Raw genomic sequence first — 22,659 nt, forward strand, 5'->3', positions numbered from 1 at the left:
TCCATGGCAATTTACCTAAAATGTGTTCTCTAAAACTCCCAGCCTTCCGGGCTGCACGTCTCCTATTGTAAATCCCATGTCAATTTGAGCCCAGGCCAATCTTCCCCACAAACCCGGTCATGCACCCTCTCGGATAGAGAAAACACTTTGACTCTTGACATCCTGCACCCAAGTGGAGAGAATGGCCACTGCTGAGACTCATTCTCAATAAAGGGGATTTTGTTTGTGACCACACTTGACCAGCTAATGCCGGGACAATTCGGCCAAATTGTGCGTGTTGACGGGTTTGATTCCATCGCTTCGCGACTTCGAGAGATGGGTTTTATCCCTGGGCAAGCAGTGCAATTCGTACAAACCGCTCCGCTTGGAGACCCGATGAGATGTTCGGTTCAGGGTAGTCGGATCGCGGTTCGCTCGGGTGAAGCGCGTCGTGTTTACATCGAGCCAATTGTTAAGCCGTGTGTTGCGTCTCAATCTTAGAAAGCACATTTAGGCGACATTTTTAGCAGGCCTTAAATACATGGCGAATTCCGCCGAACTGACTCGCTCCGACGCGACCGCAAAGCGTACCTTGCGTGTCGCTCTGGTAGGAAACCCTAATACGGGTAAGAGCACTCTGTTCAACGCCCTTGCTGGCATGAACGTCCGTACCGGCAATTATCCTGGCGTCACGATCGAAAAGAAGATTGGTCGCTGCAACGTTGGTTCCTATGATGTTGACTTAGTTGATTTGCCGGGCACCTATTCGATGGCACCGCGTTCGCCGGATGAATTGGTTGCCATCGAAGTTCTAACGGGTGACGCCAAACACGAGCCCGATGTTGATGTGATTGTTTGCGTGGTCAATGCGACGCTTCTTCAGCGAAATTTGTTCCTGTTCAGTCAAATTGTCGAGCTCGGAAAGCCGACTATCTTAGCACTGAACATGAGTGATGCGGCGGAAGCGCGTGGGATCGCGATCGATGCCGATCAGCTATCGAAAAATTTAGGCGTCCGCGTTGTCGCAACGAGTGCATCGAAACGAAACGGAATCTCCGAGCTCAAAGAAGCGATTCAATGCGAATTAGATCACCGAGACGACAATCAATCGGTAGTGGCTGGACGCAAACGTCCTTTGCCTGCGGAGTTCTATGTTGTTTGCGATGAGCTTCGCAAAGAGCTGATGGAGCGGGCATGTACGACTGGCCAAAATCCGATTGGCAATTCGAAGAACGATCAAAATTTGGTACCCGATCAATACTTGATCGAGCGGATGCTGCTCGACCGTGGTGGAGAAGCGGAACGCCGTTCGGTGCGCCGACTTGGCGCTGCGGTTTTGCCAGCGATCTCAGCGGCGCGAGAAAAATTGGCGACGCTACTTGGGGATTCAACGGAACTGGAGTGCAGTGCTCGTTATGCTTGGGCAGCGAATCACTTGGATGGCGTCGTCACACAGACCCGCGCGAAACCTCACAGTGCGACCGATTGGCTCGATGCAATTTTGACGCACCGTCTCGTTGGCATGGTTTGCTTCTTCGCAATCATGTTCATTATCTTTCAATGCATCTATTCGTTCTCATCGTTGCCGATGGATTTGATTGATGCGTCGACGGGGGCGGTATCGGATCTTGTCACGTCCTCTGTCGGGCCTGGGATGCTACGTAGTTTGTTGGTCGATGGCGTGATTGCTGGTGTCGGTGGTGTGTTGATCTTTTTGCCCCAAATCGTGTTGCTCTTCTTCTTCTTAGCGATTCTAGAAGATTGCGGTTACATGTCGCGTGCGGCATTCTTGGTTGACCGAGTGATGGTCACGTTTGGGCTCAGCGGCAAATCATTTTTACCATTGATGAGTTCGTTTGCCTGTGCGGTCCCTGGGATCATGGCCACGCGAGTGATTGAGAACCGCCGCGACCGCTTTGCGACGATTATGGTCGCACCCTTGATGAGTTGTAGTGCTCGTCTACCTGTCTACCTGTTGCTGATCGGTGCCTTTGTCCCCGCGACAAGCATGGCAGGAGGCTGGGTATCGACACAGCCACTGGTATTGATGGCCATGTATTTCGTTGGAGTCGTTGTTGCGATTCCCATTGCATGGTTACTGAAGAAAACGCTTTTAAGAGGCGAGGTGGCTCCCTTTGTATTGGAGCTTCCCGATTACAAAGTGCCATCGGTGCGGGTTGTTTTTTCACGTGTCTGGGAAGCGGGCCGCGAATTTGTTGTCCGTGCAGGCACTTTGATTTTCGCAGCATCGATCTTGATCTGGTTCGCAGGCTATTGGCCGGGCGATCATTCCCGGCAATTCGAAGTTCAACGAGAAATCGAATCGATCGCAGCATTGGACGGTTCCAATTCAGAAGGTTCTGATGCCGAACGGCAAGCTACGACACTTGAAGAGCTTGAAGAGGAGCATCGTCGGCTGAGTTCTTCCCTTTTAGAGAACAGCGCACTCGGCATGATTGGACGCGGGATCGAGCCGGTCGTTGAACCGCTTGGTTGGGACTGGCGAATCGGGGTCGGTGCGGTCGCAAGCTTTCCCGCCCGCGAAGTGATCATCGCAACGCTTGGGACGATCTACTCACTTGGGGGCGAGGTCGATGAACAGGACGACGGATTGATCGCTGCGATGCGAGCGTCGAAGTGGCCCGATGGACGCCCCGTTTTCACGGTCCCCGTCGCGTTGTCAATCATGGTGTTCTTTGCGCTTTGCGCACAATGTGTCAGCACCCTTTTCGTGATCAAGCGAGAAACGAATTCCTGGTTTTGGCCCGTCCTAAGTTTTTCCTACATGACAGTACTCGCATACGTGGGCGCATTCGTAACGTATCAAGTCGGAACGCGATTCTTTTAGGGGAGTATTTCAGACATGGATCATTGGCAACCCATTATCGCGATCCTGATCGTATCACTTGCTGCATTTTGGATTTCCCGGCATCTCGTTCGAACGGTTCGCCGTGGGCTGAAGGGACAACCGACCGGCTGCGGAACGTGTTCCATGAACCAAGCGAATAAGAAAGAAAACAAATTGGTTCAGTTGGGCTCGAAGGCGAAGTCTGACACGTAGCCCTACCGGCGAGCCTGCTGGATGAAGAGTGTCGTGGTTAAAGCGATGGCAGCAACTGCGCTTTGAGGTGTCCAGCATAAAAAGATTCCCATCATGACTTTGTCGAATTCCATCCCCAAACGAATTCCAACCGCAATCGCAACCGCGATCAGCATCAATGCCGACGGCGTGATGATGGCAACTCGCCGCTGCCACGATAGACGGCGTGGCAACATCGCGATGGCGACTAAACAAATCGGACCAAGTGAGTAGATCGCCAGCAGTGTCTCGGGACGGGCGGCCACCTTCACTGCAATCGCTACGAAGACGGCACATAGCGTCGTGACAATCAATAACCCCAATAAACTGAACTGGATCGGCCGTTTCGATTCCTCTGCGGCTTCAATTTCAAAGTCTTCAACCAACCGGTTGAGCCTATCGCGATGACGAGCGACAACGACTCCTAAAATCGAGCCAAGCGAAACGGCTACCAGAACGTTTAAAAATAGCATCGGATAGTCGGCGTAGAATCCATTGTATGTGTTGCCTGCTTCCCAGACAACAAATGGAAATCCGATTGCTTCGTCATTCGATTCCGCTTCCCCAATCAAGTTGCCCCAATCACTTGAACGAACAAAATAGGATAGCGCATTGACGACGGCGACGAGCAACATGCCCACGGCGGTGCCACGAGCGAACCAGCGAAATCGTGTGCCGCCAAACGTTCTCTGGGAAGCTTGATCGGTTGCCATGTTTGTTATCGGTGGATGATGGTTGGCTTTGGGGGTAATCGGTAAGAGTGCTTCGTTATCGACACTGAGGCTGCGAGCACGGCAAAAATTTGATCCGGAGAGCATCTCAAAAGGTAGCCTTGTTGTACCTCCCCCGACGCAGCCGGGGGAGGTCGAGCGATGCCATTTAGACATTCGCGAGGGAGGGGGGCCTGCAGGATTCACATCGTGTAGGCCCCCTCCCGAACGGCGGCTCGGACGCCGCGTTCGAACTCCCCCAAGCTCCGCTCGGGAGAGGTTGGAAAGTTAGTGCGAACGTGGCGAGCCCGTCGGGGCATTATGCCTCGTTGAGGCGTCCTGCCACAAGAGATAGCAGGCTGCGACGTCGGAAACACCGGAAAAACCGAGTGAATCAGCGTTTTTTCCTGTTTGGCATTCTGTGTGCTTAAGGCTTGGTGTCATTGCGATTCTGCAATGACCTTTAGGAACAATCACTCAAAATGGGAAATCGAATCCATGGAAACCAAGAATGCTAATACGAACGGCTCTTCGAAGCAGCCAAAACCTCGATGGTATCGGGCCACGTTGGGAATCGCTGCGTCGGCAGCATTGATTGCCGGTGTTGCGATTTCCGGTGCCACGTTTGTCAGCGCCGACCAAGCGGTGAAGAATCCTTTGGCGGATCTGTCGCCACAGCAAGCGGCGGCGATTGAATCGGCTCAATCGCTGTCGAGTGCTTTTCGCACCGTTTCCAGCCGAGTGTTGCCAGCGGTGGTCGCTATCGAAAACCGACCGGCAGTCGCTGCTATGACAAAGCAAAAAGTACAACCTTCGAGCGAACCGTTTGGCGGGCAGAATCCGTTCAAAGGGACACCATTTGAAGATATGTTTAACGACGGAACGTTCAATGGTCGACGCTTCCAAATGCCGCCAAACATGGAGCCACCGAGCGGCTCTCGGCCAAGTGCCGGTATCGGTTCTGGCGTCATCATCGATCCGTCTGGGATTATCTTGACGAACAATCATGTCGTTGCGGGTGGCGGCGAAGTGATCGTGCGGACTCAAGATGGACGCGAGTTCGTGGCGACGGATGTATGGACGGATCCAAAGACGGATGTGGCCGTTGTCAAAATCGAAAATGCAACGGACTTGGTGGCTGCCGTGATGGGCGATAGTGATCAAGTCGAAATCGGTGATTGGGTACTCGCCCTGGGGCAACCGTTTGGTTTGGAAAGCACCGTTACAGCCGGAATCATCAGTGCCAAGCATCGTGGCATTGGCATTGCTGACCGCGAAAACTTTCTGCAAACCGATGCTGCAATCAATCCGGGCAACAGTGGTGGACCGCTTGTCAATCTTCGTGGCGAGATTGTCGGGATCAACACCGCGATTCACTCGCGAAGCGGTGGCAATGAAGGGATTGGCTTTGCCGTTCCAAGTAACTTGGCCAATTGGGTGAGCGATCAACTGCTCAATAGTGGCACCGTGAAGCGTGCTTATTTGGGCGTTGGCATCCAACCGGTTACACAAGATATTGCCAAGCAGCTTAGCGTGAAGCCTCGCGGTGGCGTCGTCGTTACCGATGTCTTCGAGGGTACGCCAGCCGAAAAGGCAGGTCTCAAGTCGGGTGATGTGATCGTGCGTTTTAATGACCAAGCGGTTTCGAGTCCACAGGCTCTACAACTGATTGTCGAACGTGGTGCGATTGGACGTGAACAGACGATCGAAGTCATGCGAGACGGTAAATCGGTGATGTTGAAATTTGTGGCTGAAGAACAAACCTCCGATTTCGCATCCGCTGATGCGAAGGATTCACAACGCGAAGGGAAGCGTCTCGAAAATCTCGGTTTGGAGATCGCACCGGTTGACGCGGAGGTTGCCAAGCAACTCGGCGTGGAAGGGAACAGCGGAGTCGTTATCACGATGGTTGCCGATGGCAGCCCAGCGGATGATGCAGGGTTGAAACCCGGGATGTTGATCACCCAAGTGGATCGTCAGTCAGTCGAATCGGTGGCCGATTTTGAGGCTGCGATCAAGCAGAACCGTGAGCAGAAAAAGGGAGGCGTTTTGCTGCTTGTCCGCACGGAAGCCGGTTCTAAATTTGTGGTCATTAAGTCATAATTGACAGGTGTGACGTTGTTTCGAAATGCCACAGCCTCCTTTGAGGCTGTGGTTTTTTCCGCTCAGAAGCCACTTAAAACAAAACAGTAGACATAGAAACCATGCGATTGGCTGCGAAACTGATCCTACTTTTCCTTGGCGGATTGCTACTCATTGTTGGCTTGTTTGCATATTTGACGATCCAACAAGACCGGCGCCTCGCCTTGGCCGAACACGAACGTTACGCTGCCGATATCGCAGCAACACTCCGTCCATCATTGCATGATGCATCGCAGTCGGGAAATCCGAATGATCTGCAACAAATGATGATTCAATCTACAGCCCGAGTGCGGCATACGCGAATCCGCTTGGTCGAAATTGATGGAAACGGCCAAATGGATCAATCGAGCTATCGGCAGCCATCGGTTCCTCGCAGCATGATTGTGACGACTTCCGAAGTGACGACCATTCGCATGCCCAATCCGAGCGGCGACAATATGCTTTACACCTACGTGCCTCTCGACCCAAGCGATGCCAACGTTGGCAAAAAGGAGAGCCTTGAAATCGCTGCTCCCGATACGCAAGAGAGCGAACGAATTCGGCGATCGATGTATTCATCGATACTCGCTTTGCTCGGCGTTGCATCATTGGCGGGTGGCGTTGTTTGGATTGGAGGAGTTGCGATGGTCGGGCGTCCACTAAGCCGGCTGGTCGCAAAGGTCGACCGGGCGGGCCAAGGCGACTTTGGTGATCCGATCGAAGTGAAGTCAAAGGATGAACTTGGCGGTTTGGCCATTGCCGTCAATCGGATGTGCGAGCAGCTCGAGTCTCAGAGAACTCGCATCGCTACCGAAATGGAATCACGGCTTGAGACGGTTGAACAGCTTCGCCATTCCGATCGACTCAGCAGTGTAGGCCGTTTGGCGGCAGGCATCGCTCATGAAATCGGGACCCCCCTTAACGTGATCGGCGGTCGTGCTGAACTAATCGGATCGGGGCAATTGTCCGAGCAAGCGATTGCGGAGAGCGCGAAAGCGATTCAATCGGAGACAAAGCGGATCACAAAAACAATTCGAGAACTACTCGATTTCGCCAGACAAAGCGTTCCCAATCGAAAAATTCAATCAATTGTAGATCTCGCGAAACAAACCGTCGACCTAGCTCGTCCATTGGCAGCGAAGGAGAGAATCGAGCTTTCGCTTCATTCGCCGCAACAAGAGCTAACGGTAGAAATTGATGAGAGTCAAATTCAACAAGTCGTTATGAATTTAATCGTCAACGCGATCCACAGTATCAAAGATAACCCGGCGGCCAACGAGGGCGCCATTGACGTCTATGTTGGCAACGCCCCAAGCTCCGGGAAAATCCCCGAATGTCGGACCATTGCCGTTTCCGACAATGGGATCGGAATGAATGAGGAGACGAAAACCCATATCTTTGAGCCGTTCTTTACGACGAAAGAGCAAGGCCGTGGGACAGGACTTGGATTGTCGATCTCACACGGGATTGTAAAAGAGCATGGTGGTTGGATCGATGTGGAAAGCACCCCGAATCGCGGCAGTCGCTTTACTGTATACTTACCAGTTGGAAACGAGGTTTCCTAGTGGATCGTGTTGAGGATCCCCATGCAAAGTATTCCGACGAGGATCTTGTTAAAGATTCTCTTGCACCCGGATCTTTAACAGGATCCACTACAAAAGCAGATGCGAACAAGTGATGAACGAAGGGCGAATTCTAGTCGTTGACGACGAAAAGAGTATGTGCGAACTAATCGAAGCGGCGCTGCAAATGCGAGGTTTCGAAACGGTATCGTCTCAATCGGCCAGCGACGCGATGGGGAGATTTCGCGAATCCGAGTTCGACGTGGTCTTAACCGATGTGCGAATGCCAGGCGAATCGGGATTACAGCTCTGTCAACAGTTGTGTTCGCTTCGTCCCGATGTCCCGGTTGTCGTGATGACAGCGTTTGGAAGTATGGAAACGGCGGTGGCTGCCATTCGTAGCGGCGCCTACGACTTTATCACCAAACCTGTCGAGATGGAGGTGCTTGCCATTGCGCTCGCCCGGGCGGTAGAAAAACGGCGGTTGTCAAACCAAATTCGTCTGTTGAAGCAAGCTGCCGAGGGACGCAATACGGCAGACGAATTGCTTGGTGAAAGCGAGCCGATGAAGCGATTGACCGATCAGTTGATCCGTGTTTCACCAACCGGCACGTCGATTTTGATCACGGGTGAAAGTGGGACCGGCAAAGAATTGGTCGCTCGATCAATCCATCAACGCAGCCCTCGAGCAAAGCGTCCGTTCGTGGCTGTCAATTGTGCGGCATTGTCGGAATCACTGCTGGAAAGCGAGTTGTTCGGTCACGCCAAAGGGGCATTCACCGATGCTCGAAGTGAGCGGCGTGGTTTATTTCTCGAAGCAGAAGGAGGGACGCTATTGCTCGATGAGATTGGTGACATGCCGATGGCGATGCAGGTAAAACTGCTAAGAACGCTAGAGGAAAATCGATTGCGTCCGGTTGGCGGTGATCGCGAGATCGAGTTCGATGTGCGCGTACTCGCCGCAACCCATCGTGATTTAGAATTGGCCGTCGAAGAGGGGCGTTTTCGTCAAGACTTGTTCTACCGAATCAACGTCATTCAATTGCATTTGCCAGCCCTGCGTGCTCGCGGAGTCGATATTTTGAAGTTGGCGATTCACTTCGTTGATCGGTTTGCCAAACATGCGAACAAGCCGATCTCGGGAATCGCCGAACCAGCCGCCGAAAAACTGCTCAGCTATGCTTGGCCAGGCAACGTGCGCGAGCTGCGAAATGTTATCGAACGAGCGGTCGCATTGACTCGCTACAATACAATCACGCTCGAAGATTTGCCTGAGAAAATACGCGACTACAAGAGTAAGACCGTTTTTATCGGCGGTGATGATCCGACGGAACTCGTTTCCTTAGAACAGGTGGAATCGCGTTACGTCGAACACGTTCTTGATGCGGTGAATCAAAACCGAACTCTGGCAGCTCAGGTGCTAGGGATTGATCGCAAAACGCTATACCGAAAACTGAAAGATTAGTGCAGCCAATTTTGCCAAGGAAAAAACAGCTCTTTCAAAACGGTCACATGCTTTTCACCAAATGGAATGAGGACGATCAAGGTCTACTCCCGTTCGCGATGAACGAAAACACCTTGCCGCCCTTAGAAATCGAGCGAGGAAAAATCCGCTCGCTGCTCGACGATCGCCTTGAGAAAGACTCTACGAATCGCATCGTATCCACGATCGTTGGGGTCTTCGATATTGGTGAAGAACCAATAATGGGGATCGTCTGACCGATAGGTCGAACGCCAAAATTGGCGGCAATGCGAACCGTGACCGAGGAATGTCTCGTACAGAGGAACGACATGAACGTGGTCGTGGTTTGCCGCCGCATCGCGAATCGCCTCGTTGTACTTTTTGTGAATCGCTAGGCCATCCGGCCAATCGGGCAAAAAGATGCTGAGCGCATCTCCCACTCCATCCGTCGGATCGTAAATATCAGCAATGAAAATTTGACATCCCGATGGAAATTTATCGCTAATCCCGTTTAGCATCGTGTCGAGACGTTTGCGGAAATTCTCGATCCAAGGTGTTGCTTCAGCGAGCGTCGCGGAATACATCGCACACTCACGCGGTTTGCTACGCCCGTAGCTGTGAATCAGATCATTGCCGCCTGTTGTCAACAAGACGATTCCATAAGCGTCTTCGTAGCGAGGAATCGACTCATTGATCAAGTCGGCGTGTAGACAAGATTCCGAGCCTGAGATCGCAAAGTTCTCATGCGCTAGATTGGAAAAAACAGCTTCCAAGCATACGCCTTGTAGTTCAGCAAACTCGTCATCAGGATTTTTGATCAGGCGATTGAAATAGCTGTGGCTCGCTGTTTTTGCTCCTAGTCCAGCCGTGATACTGTCGCCAATCCCTACCACTTGAACCGGCTTGTCCGTCCAGATGTTCGCGAATGCCGCTCGATCAACGCCCGGTCCGGCCGGGCCTTCACCTACCGGACGAGCCAGGAAAAACTCGATATACCCAAGTACCGAACCGACGGTCAACAGAAAAACAACGACGAGCAAGATCAGTCGTTTTCTTTTCTGGGGACGTTTCACCTGTTCCGAGTTGGACTGTTCAAGAGGAGATGGCGAGGTACTAGGATTTGTCATCGTTCGCCTATCAAAAATGGCAGGATAAATTCGTACTGCATCGCAAGTATATCAAATCCAATTCGCATTGGCGTTAATCCCTTTTTGCTTTTCGGGTCCATTCATTCGGGTCCATTCAAACGATGAGGTATGTCATTAATAAGAGCAGCGATGGAGCAAGTGCATTCTTTATTGTTGCTTAGTCGCGAATGCGACGACAGGCAATCGACCTGGACGCGAGTCCGGGGATGGGATGGTTGGATCGTGCTTGGGAGGCCTGCGAGGCAGTATAGCTTCGCTAAAATCACGATAAGTTTGCAAAATGGGTGCGGAATAATAGACAAATTCGACGACCTGGCGCATTCTAATGGGTAATGGCTACCTTTGACAATTTTTCCGAGCACGTTCGGCTGTGTGCTTTGCGGATCGCCGAGAGCGGTGCCCCTGCACTGGCGGGATTGTACGATTTGACCTCCCAGCGACTGGTTCGCTACGCGACGACGATCACATCGAACCAGCATGACGCGGAAGACGCCGTCTCCGCAGCTCTGGTGCGTGTCAGCGGCGATCCGAACCTGTTGTACCGTTCGGCACGACCTTGGCCCTATCTGCTTCACATGGTCCGCAATGAGTCGCTCGTGATTCTCAGACGTCGCAAGCGGTGGTCCTTGATCAGCGATTTATCCGACCTGCTCACTCGAAGATCGGTCGACCAAATCGAAGTCGAAGAGCAACACCGCGCCGTTTGGGTGGCGTTGCGGTCGTTGCCCACCGAGCAAAGTGAAGTGGTCGTGCTGAAGATTTGGGAAGCGATGACGTTTTCTCAGATTGCCGAAATCCTTGAAATCTCACCGTCGACGGTCGCCAGTCGATATCGTTATGGGCTCGAAAAATTAGCGGCCATTCTGCACACCACCAACGCGGAGGTGATTTATGAGTGAACATCAGCGTTCGTTTGCGGACCTCGAAGCACGAATCCGCTCCGCTGGCCGTCTGATTACTCCGAGTGAAGACCACCGACCACGGACATTGGAATTGGCCCGTGATTGCGATTGTGATGCAAAGACACGTCGGAAGCTGGGCGGGTACTTTGTGTGTGCGTTGTTTTTGTTTGTCATCCTTTCGCCGGTGTTCAGTTATCTAAGCCGCTACCGAACACACTTCCAAGGGCCAACGGCAACGGAGATGCAACAGCGAGCGGCGGAGCTAGAAACGCAAGCCAATGTGGGCCCTTCGTGGAGCATGTTCGAAGCGTTCGACCGATGGCGAAAAGACCAAGCCAACGTTTTCCAAAAAACGCGATAGGCTTTGCGTTTCGTTAGATAAATTTGGTTGCGCTGCGCATGGTTGATGTAGGACAAGGCAAGCCAGCACGCTTGTCAAATCACTCGCGTCCATGCGGCCTGTCCGAGACACGTATATTCAGCGTCTCGGGGGACGTCGATTTTATTACTGACTTTTCAACCACGGCAGACGATAAACATCCCGAAGGGATTTCGGAACACGAAAAGACAAACGACACCTTTTGTTAGGCCGGAGGCCGATACATCTCTGCCGGTGGCGTGAGCCACCGGAATGGATGGACAACGGAACCACTAGCCCGGAGGGCGACACATTGTGATGATGTGTCGGCCTCCGGCCTCGCGGCGACCTAAAGCCATTGATCTGGTGACTCACGTCACCGGCAAGGATTTGTCGGCCTCCGGCCTGAAAAGAATGCGACTAATTCAGCAGTCTTCTTTGGGGTCGAATGTTGATTCGCTTCCTCAGGCCCCTAATTGCTAGAATGCCTTCAACACAAATCGCTCAGTAATTCAATCGACGTCTCGGAGAGACGCGGCTACGTTGCGTTATTGACCCATTTCCAACACGAAACATGAATACCGAACTCGACCGTATCCTGGCCTTCAACGAACAGCTGCTCTCGCTGTCGCGTGCTGGTTTGCCGGTCGATATTGGTGGTGCAACGGATACGGAATCGATCGAAGCATCCATCACCAAAATCAATGCCAGCCTTGCACTCGCAATCGCTCGCGGACAGATGCTTCAGCAGGCAATCGGTGACACCGACGCCATGCCTTCGCGGTATCGTTTGGCGATCCTTTCACTTCTACACCGCGACCACTCGACCGTTGCGTTTGATTATTTGACGACGCAAGCACGTGCACAGCGTGAACTTGTTTTCGATGTTTCGCGTTGGTTCTACCAACTTGGTGTTCTGTGTTTGATTGCACTACTCGGGTTCACCTATTTGATCTTCCGCGTTATTCCAAAGATTGCCATGGTGTTTGACGACCTTGGACTTGGTTTTGATAGCTCGATCCGTTTTTCAATTTTTGCTCGCGAAACCTATTGGACTTGGTTACCACTTCTACTTGGGTTTGTTTTGGTCGGTACTTGGGTTTGGCGTAGATATTCCGCTCGCTTGCCTTGGTCGTCCTTACCCGGTGGCAAGCGGTACCAAACCGCACAGTCGAACGCAGAGGTCGCCGATCGACTTGCAACTCTCGTCGAGCAAGGTGTCTCCGTTGATGAAGCAATGACGCTTTCGCACACCAATCTGGCTGCCTTGTCGCCACTGTTGAAGTGGGCTGCGGTGGGTGATTTGGAAGGCGAATCGCGTGGTGATGCTTTGCAAATGGTTGCGGAGTCGTATCGGGCTAAGGCCACAAGTCTAGCCAGGATTTGGCGAGTCATTGTGCCGACCGTCATGACGGCTCTTGTCGGCGGTGTGATTGTTTTTGCTTACGCACTAACGGTGTTTTTACCATGGCTTTCATTCCTAGCAGGGCTATCATGAAAGCAACCATCCCCTCTTCATCGGCGATCGAAACTCGCATCACCAAGGTACTTGAGCATCGCGATACGCTCGTTCCCGCACTCTCGGCGTTGGCGGACGATAGGGCGTCGGGCAGCAATCGCCGAAAACTAAAGCGAGTAATCGCTCGAATCGAATCCGGTGCAACCGCTCGCGAGTTGCTGATCGATCCGGCTACTGCGGTGTGGATGCCACACTTGGCTAGCTGTACGAGCGGTGACGATGGTCGGATGAGATTGACCGACGCGGTGCGTCGGTCGGCTGCGGAGAATCAACTGGGGACTCAGCGGCGACGAAGATGGATTTATCCGATCATTGTGCTCGCGATCGCGTTCTTGATCGTCGTGGTGAGCTGCGTCACGATTGTGCCGAAGTTTGATGAAATGTTCAACGAGTTCGGTTTGCATTTGCCACTACCAACCTTAATCTTAGTTTGGTTATCAAGGTGTTTCACCGATCAAACATTTGCTTCCCTGATTGGCGTCGGTGTGGCTGCGGCAGCCACTTATGGGCTCGTGCGGCTGTGGAACCATTTTGCACTTTCGAGTAGCTTGCTCGGCTATTTTGTGGTCGGTAATTCGGCCAGCGTGATCGCAATGGCGAATCTAACAAGCCAATTGGCGGAGATGTACGAACTTGGTGCGTCGACCGACGAGGCGTTCTGGTTCGCAGGCAACCAATGTCGTCATCGCTATTATCGCAACATCGCTCATCGGATCGCCGGGCATGCTCAACATCAAACGACGCCGATCGGCGAGTCTCCTTGGGCAAAACCGTTGCCGAAGAACTTGGTTTATGCGGTCGATGCGGGGACGGATGGCGGAGTAAATGTGACACTGATTCGAGAACTGGCCGAGATGTACCGCGAACGGCTCTCTCACCGTAGCGAATGGCTCGGTGGCGCAGCGTCGTATCTAGCCACGATCGTGATCGGAGTGATTGTCCTGTTCGTCGTCGTTGCTCTGTTTATGCCCCTGGTCAGCCTCGTCACGGGGTTATCGTAATGAGTTCATTCTTCGCGACCTATCTGCCCAGCTTCGGGAAACTGGATCATCTGCTGCTCTCGCGTTGGCGTATCTCAGCATGGTTTTCCGGCGATACCGTGGACGATCGGCAACGTTCACTGCTGCGGATGCTGGCGGCCGCACATCAACAGCGACTCGACCCTACGGTTTTGGTCGACAATTTGGCAAGCGAACATCGCGGTGCCTACCGCCGGCGATTGAAACGACTCGTTCGGCGACTTCACGAGGGTCTGTCACTTGTCGATGCACTCGAACAGACACCTGACGTCCTGAGTGATGAAACCGTGTTAGCCATTCGCTTTGCAACTCAGTGCGGGACGCTTGACTCAACCTATTCCCGTTTGATTGCCGGGCGTGACGAGACCGATAACCGAGTTCAGCATGCGGCCGGACATTCCACCATCTATGCATCAATCATTGGCCTGTTTGCCGTGTTGGTCGTGATCTTTCAGATGACGTTCATTTTGCCAATCTTCTTGAAAATCTCGGAGGAACTTACGGAGGGGGCGACATTCAGATCTGCCGGCCCCCTGCGATCATTGGCGGCGACGATCGAAGCAATCACCGATTACTTCCCACTGATTTTGATTGCTTCGTTTCTCCTATTTCTGCTGTTGAAGCTGACTCGAGTTCGCCGCTTTCTACGCCGAGCCGTTGCCGGTCGCTGGATTGATACGATTGCCAAGCGACGATCCGCAAACCTATTGAACCTGATTGCGGATAGTCTCGAAGCCGGCCGTCCATTGACATCATCCTTATCGACGTTGGCTCGCTATCACTACGACCGCGGCATTCGGCAAAAGTTGCTGCTCGCTCGCAACGAGGTCGAGCAAGGAAGTGTGGCTTGGGACAGTCTTGCCGAGGTGAAGTTGATCTCGGCAGCGGAGTCCGATGCGATTCAAAAGATGAACGGTACAACCGACCGCGTTTGGACCATTCGGCGATTCGCCGATTGGAATCGGGACAAAGTCAGCCGCAAACGGGAAAATCGATCTTCGTTGCGACAGCCCCTCATTGTTTTGTGTTTGGGAGCAATCGTACTTTGGATCGGCTATGCCTATTTCCAATTCCTTACCAACCTTGTTGAGAATTTGGCGAGACCCTAATGCCAAGCATGAAACCCAACGAAAAACGAAGACGAGGCGTGGCGATGGCCGAATTGCTAATCGCCGCCACCTTGGTGATGACTGGCATGGCCATGGTCACGCCCTTGGCGATGCGTAGCGGACGGATGTGGATGCAAACCCGTGAACATCATTTGGCACTCGACGAATTGGCCAACCAATTGGAACGATTGACCCATTTACCCGCTGCGGAATTGCCTGGCGAAATCGAGAACTTGACGGCGTCGGATTGGGTCCTTCAACGATTACCCGCCGTCAAGCTTGACGCGGAAATCTTAGATCAAAATGCGATTCGCATTTCAATCGATTGGAAACGAACCGGAGACCCCGCTCCGCTGCAATTGGTCGGATGGCCAAAAAACGCCGATGCGGAGCCCAGCGAATGACTCAAAAACGCAAAGCATACACTTTGATTGAAGTGATCACGTCGATGTCGCTGGGGATGTCGCTAATGGGATTGGCGATTGGATTGGTCCATCAATCGATGACGATCAAGTCGATCTCGGATCAACGAGCAAGACATGATCGAAACTCACAACGCTTACTCGATGAATTTCGCAAAGATGTTCACGCCGCCGTGTCGTGTGTCATGATCGAGGACGGAATCGAAATCTCGCTACCAGCCGGAAAGCGTATCGAATACGTCTCCCAGGATGATCGCATAACGCGGATGGAACCGCTGACAGAAGATCGAATTCGCCGAGAAGCGTATGAACTGAGTGAACCCTTTTTCGCACAATTTTCGATTGCGGGCGATCCGAGTCAAGCCATATTAACGATCAAATGCCGCTGCGGTAACGACGGAGAAAGGGTCGATCGGCAAGCGATCGTACGGGTGGGACGATGAAAGTAGCACGACAGGCAAAGAAGCACGGTGTGTTCCTGATCGCAGCGTTGGTCAGCTTGATGGTTTCGACCAGTCTTGTTGTCGCTGCAGTCCGTTCGGCGGTGATAGCACAACGCGAACTTCGCACTCAGCATCAGGTACTGCAAACCGAATTCCTAACCCAAGCGGCCTTGGATTACGCGGCCGCGAAGCTAGCGGATTCACCCGATTATCGTGGTGAGATTTGGGAACCGGACGCTCTAAACGACAAATGGGCATTGGCCGCAGCAGAAATCATCGTCACGGAATCCGCGAATGCAAATCAATCGAATATTCGTATCATTGCTCGGCTGGCCGCTACGTTGAACCAGCCTCGTTCACAAATCGAGCGTACTACTGAGTATACATTTACCAATCTCGCATCCCCAAACTTGGAGTCTCCCGATGATGCAATGTCCAAATAGAAAGGTTTCACGGCCAACGGCATCCGCGTTTACGCTGGTTGAATTGTTGGTCGTTATCGCGATTATTGGAGTACTGGTGGGGCTGTTGTTGCCCGCAGTCCAAGCGGCTCGCGAGGCGGCTCGTCGATCGAGCTGCCAAAACAACAGTATGCAGCTCGGTTTGGCAGTGCATAGCCACGAGTTTACCTATGAGCGACTTCCGATGGGGGTCATCAATCCAAGCGGCCCCATTCGAAATGAGCCGATTGGACAACACGTAAGTTGGATGGTAGAAATCTTGCCGTTTATCGAACAACTCAATGCGTTCGAGCATTTCGATCAAGAAGCAGGCGCTTACGCCCCCGAGAACGCTCCCGTGCGTACGTTAAGTATTGGAACCTTCCGATGCCCGTCTTGCCCGATCGCTTCCTCGGATGTGACCGTATCCCTCGAGGACGAGTTTCGATCGGTTGGATTGAGTGATTATGCAGGCTGTCATCACGCCAGCGAAGCTCCGATTGCGGAAGAGAACAACGGAGTGTTGTTCTTGAATAGCCGTATCCGCTACTCTGATATTCTCGACGGCAGTTCGCAAACCATCTTGATCGGTGAAGCGATTCCTGACGCCGGGTCGTTGGGATGGACGTCGGGAACACGATCGACACTCCGCAATACCGGCTCAAGAATCAATAGCGAACGGCCAATGAATGCTATGGCAGCACGTGTCGACCGCGGTTCATTGACGGTCGGCGGTTTCAGTAGTTTTCATTCTGGCGGTGCGAACTTTGTATTCGCTGATGGCTCGATTCATTTCTTGTCCAACAGTATCGATGAAGAACTCTATGTCCAACTCGGAAACCGAGCCGACGGTGAGCTATTGAAGGGACGGGGTTTTTGAGGCTCGCTTTTGAGGCTCGCCAGAGAGTGGATCTTGTTAAAGATCCTGACGCACTGGGATCTTTAACAAGACCCACTACGACAAGATTCTATGCCGACATCGCACAAAATGCGCAACGCTAGCTGGCCCGCCAGTTGTAACATTCTAGCAACGCGCTGCTAACGATTTCGCACAAAGCCGCCAAGCGAATCGGCTTACTGAGCACTCGGTAGGCTTTCATCATTTCAGCCTCACGACGAATCGTGTCGTCCAATTGGGCGGACATCAGTACACAGGCGGGGCGGTCGGGGGTAGCGGGCAATCGACGCAGTAATTCAAGCCCAGTGACACGGGGCATATGGACATCGACCAAAGCCAAATGAAAACGCTTGTTTTGGATGGCTTCAAGCGCTTCTTGGCCATCGCGCGCCTGTTCGACCTCAAAGCCACGGCGCGACAATCCCTCGCAAACAGCACTTCGAAATGCCGTATCGTCATCGATGACTAACAAATTGGGCACAATCATGACAATATTCTCCGCATTAACTGCCACCGTGGCAGCCGACCTCTCCCGTCTAGTATACACCAAGCAAGTCCAGTACCAGAGATGTGTTTTTTCGTTTCCGCTGATTCGATCCGCGACCACCGGACTCGAATGCGTACAGCTGAACCGATTATTTGGGCTACCACGGCAACCATCTAAACGCATGTAGGGCCGACGGGGCTGTGGGCTAACAAGGACCATTGCTCCACAGCATGACCTAAGGAGAGGAAAACCCGCTTGGATCTTAGCCGAGATACATTACGATACACTCCAATCGTTCATCGCATCCTTCCCATTCGGGCCCCAACCAATATGATTCCTAGCCAACCCTTTCCATCCCCGAAGCTCGAATCGTCCACTTCATCGTTGGAATCAAGCTCAGATGTTTTGATCCTTGGAGTCTGCGAGGATGACGATGGGAATGCTTATTTGGATTCCAACGGCGACCTACCCAAGAGGTTGGTAGAGCATTTAACGCAGCGAAAATTGATATCGGCAAAACTTGGTGAAGTCAATAAACTCGTTTTTCCGAACACCGATGGGCCATCGCTGATTGTTTGCATCGGCGTAGGCAAAACGTCTGATCGAACGCGTGACCATGCTTTTGATTCGGCCGCAACCGCCGTTCGATCGATTAATGCCGAAGCACAAGGTGTTGTTGATATTGCACTAGCCAATTGCTTTGCTGAAGAGACGCACGATAGCATTGTCGCTGGAATTTTGAATGCGTGCGAGAATCAATCGATCTATCAAACGACTCCGAAGGAGTTTGTGCCTGAAACCCTTCGTTTCATTGGCGTGGGGCATCAAGCGATCGAACGAGGACGAATTATCGGTGAAGCGATGATTCATCTTCGTCGACTTGTCAATGAACCACCGTCGGAAGTTTACCCCGAGAGCTTTGCAGTCAAAGCAACCGAAATCGCAAAAGCGTCGGGTTTAGCGATCGAAGTTTGGGACGAAAACCGTTTAGAAACGGAAGGATGTCGTGCAATCCTGGCGGTCGGTGCGGGCTCATCCAAACCGCCGAGGCTGGTGATCATGCGGCACCAAGGCGGTGGAGCAGAGCCGCCGCTGGCGTTTGTCGGAAAAGGGGTTACTTTTGACAGTGGCGGTTTGTCGCTCAAACCAAGCGATTCGATGGCTGATATGAAATGCGATATGGCCGGGGCGGCTACTGTCGTGGGATTGATGCACGCAATTTCGCGACTTGGTATCAAACGCAATGTCATCGGAATTTGTGGATTGGCGGAGAATATGGTTAGCGGAACCAGTTACAAGCTTGGCGATGTGATCGAAACACGAAGCGGCAAAACGATCGAGATTTTGAATACCGATGCGGAAGGTCGTGTTGTGTTGGCCGATACGCTGAATGTTGCTAACGATTCAAAACCATCAGCGATAATCGATCTTGCCACCTTGACGGGAGCGTGCATGGTGGCGTTGGGCACGGAGGTTGCGGGTTTGATGACCAACAACCAAACGCTTTGCGATTCCGTGCGCGATGCGGCTGGCAAAGAAGGCGAGCCGGTTTGGCAACTTCCGATGTTCGAATTGTACGACGAAAAAGTGAAAAGCAAAGTTGCCGACATTAAGAATGTTGGCGAAGGACGCTGGGGCGGAGCAATCACTGCCGCGAAATTCTTAGAGAACTTTGTCGACGCGACACCTTGGCTGCATATCGATATCGCTGGACCCTCGTTCGTCGATTCCGCTCGGCCGCACCGCGATGCGGGGGCAACCGGCGTGATGCTGCGTTCGCTTTTGAGATGGGTCGAAACGTAGCATAGGCTTCTAGCCTGTGTCTACGAAGAACCACAGATTGGAAGCCTGACGCCAATGTGAAATCACAGGCTGGACGCCTGTGCTACTGCGGCTATTTTTTTGCGACGCCTGGCCAGAACTTCTTCCATTTGCTCGTCGTGACACTATCGTCCGCCTGCGGTTCTTCTTCGTGAGTGTGGCGGTCTTCAAGCTTCGCTGCTAAATCAGCGATCGCATGGGTAATGGCCGCCTTGGGAGCTTGCGTGATAAGCGGAACCCCATTGTTTCGGACTTCAACCATCGTTCGATAATCGTTCGGTAACAATGCAAAGATATCTCGCCCGAGTGTCTCTTTTGCTTTCTTCAGGCTAATCTGTCCTGAATCCAATCCTGCTCGGTTGACGACGATTTCAACTCTCTCGTGTAAGTCACCAATCTCTTCAAAGCTCATCATGAGACGAACGACATTTCGTAGGCAGGGTAGATCGAGTTGGGTGACGAGCAGAACTCGCGTTGCACTCTCCATTGCCGCCATGTCCACGCTGCTATAAGTCTTCGACAGGTCGATGACCAGATGCGTGAATGAGGCTTTGAGCAGACCGATCACCTTGCGGATACTCTCGGCATTGATTGTCTCGGCATCATGAAGCTCGACAGGGCGAGGTAGCAAATACAATCCACTACCATGTTTTGTCAGTGATCGCTTCAAAAGTTGGATATCCAATCTCGACACGTTCTGAACCACATCAGCGAGTGTATATTCGGGAATGGAATCGAGAAACACGTCGGCGTCCCCGAGGGCTAAGTCGAGATCGACGAGGGCGACGCTGTTGGTCGGGTCCGCGGCCAAAACGCAACCTAGGTTGACGGCGGTGCTTGTTGAACCGACGCCCCCGGTTGCTCCGGCAACGGCAATCACCTCGCATGCTCGCGATCCCCCTTCGCTGGCCCCAAACTTTTGTTGGCTAATTCGGTCCAACGTGCTCGCCAACTCTTCAGCGGTCAGCGGCAACGTCAAAAACTCTTTTGCTCCCGCCCGAATGGTACGCAAAATCTGATGGCCGTCGGTGTTTTCACTCACGGCCAATAGGGAAGTTTGTGGCGATGCGACGGATAACCGTTGGATCAACTCGATGGCTTTGTCGGGATCCGAGTCGAGGGCGACCACGCCTACGTCAGGAACCGTTTGATCAATGATATCTGGGAAGAACTCGTAGCGGGAACAGTCCGCTTCAAGCCAAACCGTGTCGATCCCTAACAGCATCCCCTTCAAAGAGTCTCTTGTTGCATCGTTGGGATCGACAAGGGCAATTCTCAGTACGTTACTCATAGCGACTTTCTACCGAAACGGCATTTCTTGTTGAATGATTCGATTCTGTTCTGCTTCTCGTAAGGCGGCGAATACCGCAATGTCGCTCAGCTCTTCGAGCTGACAGCGTTTTTTCGCTCCCCAGGCCGAAGACGCCTTCCGCTCGGAGAGCAGAGCGACAATCGTCGCGAAACGGCATTCATCGAGGCGACATCGGGTGGTGGGGCCATCGTTAGTTCTGCGGTTCCATGAGCGTGACTCCGTCTCCGACAACCACGGGGTGATTCCCAGGCACGATCGCTCCAGGCGGATAGATTGGAGCTTGTTGCATGGCAGGGTCAAATCCAGGCCCATAAACGCCCGGCCCGTTCATAGGCGGCCCATTCATAGGGGGCCCGTTCATAGGGGGACCATTCATAGGGGGACCATAATTGGCAGGCCCGTAGTTGATCGCAGGCCCGCCCGGACCGAATCCCTGCTCGCCAGCGTTTCCGCTCGGACAGGGTGGACCACAATCTCCACCCTTCAAGTTCGGGACTTCGAGGAATCCCTTCCCGTAGAACTCGCAATCATTCGGTGAATCGGAATTGAGTCCTGGTCCACCCGACGGCGTTTCGAATGGGTCCATCGCTCCAACGATCTCCGGTGTAACGGTAACCAACAACTCAATATCATTTCGTCGTTCTTCGACTCGTCGAAACATCGCCCCGATATATGGCAACTCACCAAAGAACGGCGTGGCTCGCCTGCGTGATTCGGTGCGTGATTGAAGCAAACCCGCGATTGCAAAGGTTTGGCCCGCCTGCATCTCGACGGCCGTTTCCACGTAGCGATGTGTGAACGCGTAAACCTGAGTCCCTGAGGTTATGATCGATCGAGCTGTATCGACCTCGCTGACTTCCGGCCGAACCTCTAGCCGAATTCGGCCAGGCCCCACCACGAATGGCAGGAAGTCAACCGACGTTCCATACTCTTCGTAGTTAACCGATACACTGCCATTTCCTGCCGGCACGATGTAAGGAACTTTACCACCAACGATGAAGCGAGACGGTCGGCCGTGGGTTGCGACCACAGTCGGTTCCGCCAATAGTTTTAGCAAGTCATCTTGGCGCAGAGCCTTGATCAATGCGTCAAAGTTGCCAGTGAAGATTCGGGCATTGGCGCCGTCTGCTGATTGCGCCAGCGAAAATATCCCATCCGCATCGATTGACGATGCGGACACACTCAATAGGTCCGCCGGAGCGTTCAAGAAGAGATTGCCATTGCTCAACACACTTAAATCGACACCTAGATCGCGTAGTTTTGTTCGCGATACCTCCATGATCTTCGTGTGAAGCAATACTTGTTGCACCCCAACCACTCGGATGTTGTTGACCACGGTGGGGTAGTACTGTTCGACGATCGCGATGGCTCGATCCACATCATCAATACTGGTAACGACCCCCGAAACAATCGCACTGGTGTTGACTGGCATTACCTTCAAAGCCGCGTAGGGCAATTGAATCGCCAAGATTCCTTCCACCTCGCGAGCATCTGCCAAAACGGTGACATCCACGGTGTAGAGTTTATTGTTGGTGTCCCAAAGATTGAGCTGAGTCGTCCCAGGAACCTTTGCAAAGATTTGCACCTGGTTCTGAGAAACGGGCGTCGCACCAATGACATCTTCATTGTGGACTTGGAATTTAGGAATTCGATCTTCCAAGGTTAGGATACGACTACTTTTCACCAGCATCTCGAGTCGTTCGATTGACTGAGAAATACTATGATTCGCTGCCGAGTCGTTCGACGCCAAGCGAACGGGTTCGTCACCTTGAACGAATCCAAAGGAACCCGATACCAATAAACCTACCATCATCATCAAAGATGCGGCCGATTTAGCGTTAAGTCGATTCGTTTGCATCGTGGAGCAT

The 22,659-nt window shown here is 52.7% G+C and carries 21 protein-coding genes; 16 read left to right on the forward strand and 5 right to left on the reverse strand.

Annotated elements, in window-relative coordinates; translation table 11 throughout:
- Window positions 1–225: 225 nt before the first annotated feature.
- Genes Q31b_RS18840 through Q31b_RS18850 form a run of 3 tightly spaced genes read left to right on the forward strand, consistent with a single transcriptional unit; the run spans window position 226 to window position 3,040 of the window.
- On the forward strand, window positions 226–480 hold the full coding sequence (locus Q31b_RS18840; RefSeq protein WP_197171825.1) for a FeoA family protein: 255 nt from the start codon (window positions 226–228) through the stop codon (window positions 478–480).
- Window positions 481–520: 40 nt separating this feature from the next.
- Complete coding sequence (gene feoB / locus Q31b_RS18845) at window positions 521–2,827, forward strand: ferrous iron transport protein B (RefSeq protein WP_146601199.1); 2,307 nt, start codon at window positions 521–523, stop codon at window positions 2,825–2,827.
- Window positions 2,828–2,842: 15 nt separating this feature from the next.
- Window positions 2,843–3,040, forward strand: coding sequence for a hypothetical protein (locus Q31b_RS18850; RefSeq protein ID WP_146601200.1), 198 nt, complete (start codon window positions 2,843–2,845; stop codon window positions 3,038–3,040).
- A gap of 2 nt (window positions 3,041–3,042) precedes the next feature.
- On the opposite strand, the gene Q31b_RS18855 is transcribed toward Q31b_RS18850, so the two are convergent.
- On the reverse strand, window positions 3,043–3,771 hold the full coding sequence (locus Q31b_RS18855; RefSeq protein WP_146601201.1) for a hypothetical protein: 729 nt from the start codon (window positions 3,769–3,771) through the stop codon (window positions 3,043–3,045).
- A gap of 495 nt (window positions 3,772–4,266) precedes the next feature.
- On the opposite strand from Q31b_RS18855, the gene Q31b_RS18860 reads away from it, so the two are divergent.
- The 3 genes from Q31b_RS18860 to Q31b_RS18870 all read left to right on the forward strand — a co-directional run bounded on the left by Q31b_RS18860 (window position 4,267) and on the right by Q31b_RS18870 (window position 8,916).
- Window positions 4,267–5,871: a Do family serine endopeptidase gene (locus tag Q31b_RS18860; RefSeq protein WP_197171827.1), complete on the forward strand. Its 1,605-nt coding sequence runs from the start codon at window positions 4,267–4,269 to the stop codon at window positions 5,869–5,871.
- Window positions 5,872–5,978: 107 nt separating this feature from the next.
- Window positions 5,979–7,454 (forward strand): sensor histidine kinase, encoded by a 1,476-nt coding sequence (locus tag Q31b_RS18865; RefSeq protein WP_197171830.1) that lies wholly within the window; start codon window positions 5,979–5,981, stop codon window positions 7,452–7,454.
- 112 nt (window positions 7,455–7,566) lie between these two features.
- On the forward strand, window positions 7,567–8,916 hold the full coding sequence (locus tag Q31b_RS18870; protein WP_146601204.1) for a sigma-54-dependent transcriptional regulator: 1,350 nt from the start codon (window positions 7,567–7,569) through the stop codon (window positions 8,914–8,916).
- Between the two features lie 122 nt (window positions 8,917–9,038).
- On the opposite strand, the gene Q31b_RS18875 is transcribed toward Q31b_RS18870, so the two are convergent.
- Window positions 9,039–10,040, reverse strand: a complete 1,002-nt coding sequence (locus Q31b_RS18875; RefSeq protein ID WP_146601205.1) for an SGNH/GDSL hydrolase family protein — start codon at window positions 10,038–10,040, stop codon at window positions 9,039–9,041.
- A 353-nt stretch (window positions 10,041–10,393) separates the two neighbouring features.
- Here Q31b_RS18875 and Q31b_RS18880 point away from each other — a divergent pair, with 353 nt between their 5' ends.
- The 9 genes from Q31b_RS18880 to Q31b_RS18920 all read left to right on the forward strand — a co-directional run bounded on the left by Q31b_RS18880 (window position 10,394) and on the right by Q31b_RS18920 (window position 17,153).
- On the forward strand, window positions 10,394–10,960 hold the full coding sequence (locus Q31b_RS18880) for an RNA polymerase sigma factor (protein WP_146601206.1): 567 nt from the start codon (window positions 10,394–10,396) through the stop codon (window positions 10,958–10,960).
- Complete coding sequence (locus Q31b_RS18885; RefSeq protein ID WP_146601207.1) at window positions 10,953–11,324, forward strand: hypothetical protein; 372 nt, start codon at window positions 10,953–10,955, stop codon at window positions 11,322–11,324. The genes Q31b_RS18880 and Q31b_RS18885 overlap by 8 nt, the downstream gene beginning before the upstream one ends.
- Before the next feature lie 571 nt (window positions 11,325–11,895).
- A complete protein-coding gene (locus Q31b_RS18890) occupies window positions 11,896–12,819 on the forward strand; it encodes a hypothetical protein (RefSeq protein WP_146601208.1) in 924 nt (307 codons plus the stop codon).
- Window positions 12,816–13,841 (forward strand): type II secretion system F family protein, encoded by a 1,026-nt coding sequence (locus tag Q31b_RS18895; protein ID WP_197171832.1) that lies wholly within the window; start codon window positions 12,816–12,818, stop codon window positions 13,839–13,841. The genes Q31b_RS18890 and Q31b_RS18895 overlap by 4 nt, the downstream gene beginning before the upstream one ends.
- Window positions 13,841–14,968, forward strand: a complete 1,128-nt coding sequence (locus Q31b_RS18900; RefSeq protein WP_197171834.1) for a type II secretion system F family protein — start codon at window positions 13,841–13,843, stop codon at window positions 14,966–14,968. Before Q31b_RS18895 ends, Q31b_RS18900 begins: the two co-directional genes overlap by 1 nt.
- 8 nt (window positions 14,969–14,976) lie before the next feature.
- Window positions 14,977–15,372 (forward strand): hypothetical protein, encoded by a 396-nt coding sequence (locus tag Q31b_RS18905; protein WP_146601211.1) that lies wholly within the window; start codon window positions 14,977–14,979, stop codon window positions 15,370–15,372.
- A complete protein-coding gene (locus tag Q31b_RS18910; protein ID WP_146601212.1) occupies window positions 15,369–15,833 on the forward strand; it encodes a PulJ/GspJ family protein in 465 nt (154 codons plus the stop codon). Before Q31b_RS18905 ends, Q31b_RS18910 begins: the two co-directional genes overlap by 4 nt.
- The gene (locus Q31b_RS18915) at window positions 15,830–16,276 is read left to right on the forward strand and encodes a hypothetical protein (protein WP_146601213.1); all 447 of its coding nucleotides are present in this window, start codon (window positions 15,830–15,832) and stop codon (window positions 16,274–16,276) included. The genes Q31b_RS18910 and Q31b_RS18915 overlap by 4 nt, the downstream gene beginning before the upstream one ends.
- A complete protein-coding gene (locus tag Q31b_RS18920) occupies window positions 16,257–17,153 on the forward strand; it encodes a DUF1559 domain-containing protein (protein ID WP_231617690.1) in 897 nt (298 codons plus the stop codon). The genes Q31b_RS18915 and Q31b_RS18920 overlap by 20 nt, the downstream gene beginning before the upstream one ends.
- A 118-nt stretch (window positions 17,154–17,271) precedes the next feature.
- On the opposite strand, the gene Q31b_RS18925 is transcribed toward Q31b_RS18920, so the two are convergent.
- Window positions 17,272–17,658 (reverse strand): response regulator, encoded by a 387-nt coding sequence (locus Q31b_RS18925; RefSeq protein ID WP_197171836.1) that lies wholly within the window; start codon window positions 17,656–17,658, stop codon window positions 17,272–17,274.
- Window positions 17,659–17,988: 330 nt separating this feature from the next.
- Here Q31b_RS18925 and Q31b_RS18930 point away from each other — a divergent pair, with 330 nt between their 5' ends.
- Window positions 17,989–19,461 (forward strand): leucyl aminopeptidase, encoded by a 1,473-nt coding sequence (locus Q31b_RS18930; protein ID WP_146601214.1) that lies wholly within the window; start codon window positions 17,989–17,991, stop codon window positions 19,459–19,461.
- Window positions 19,462–19,552: 91 nt separating this feature from the next.
- Here the strand turns inward: Q31b_RS18930 and Q31b_RS18935 are convergent, their stop codons facing one another.
- Window positions 19,553–20,770, reverse strand: a complete 1,218-nt coding sequence (locus Q31b_RS18935) for an AAA family ATPase (RefSeq protein ID WP_146601215.1) — start codon at window positions 20,768–20,770, stop codon at window positions 19,553–19,555.
- Between the two features lie 211 nt (window positions 20,771–20,981).
- The gene (locus tag Q31b_RS18940; protein ID WP_146601216.1) at window positions 20,982–22,649 is read right to left on the reverse strand and encodes a pilus assembly protein N-terminal domain-containing protein; all 1,668 of its coding nucleotides are present in this window, start codon (window positions 22,647–22,649) and stop codon (window positions 20,982–20,984) included.
- Between the last annotated feature and the right edge of the window lie 10 nt (window positions 22,650–22,659).

The organism is Novipirellula aureliae (assembly GCF_007860185.1).
Taxonomy (GTDB): Bacteria; Planctomycetota; Planctomycetia; order Pirellulales; family Pirellulaceae; genus Novipirellula_A; species Novipirellula_A aureliae.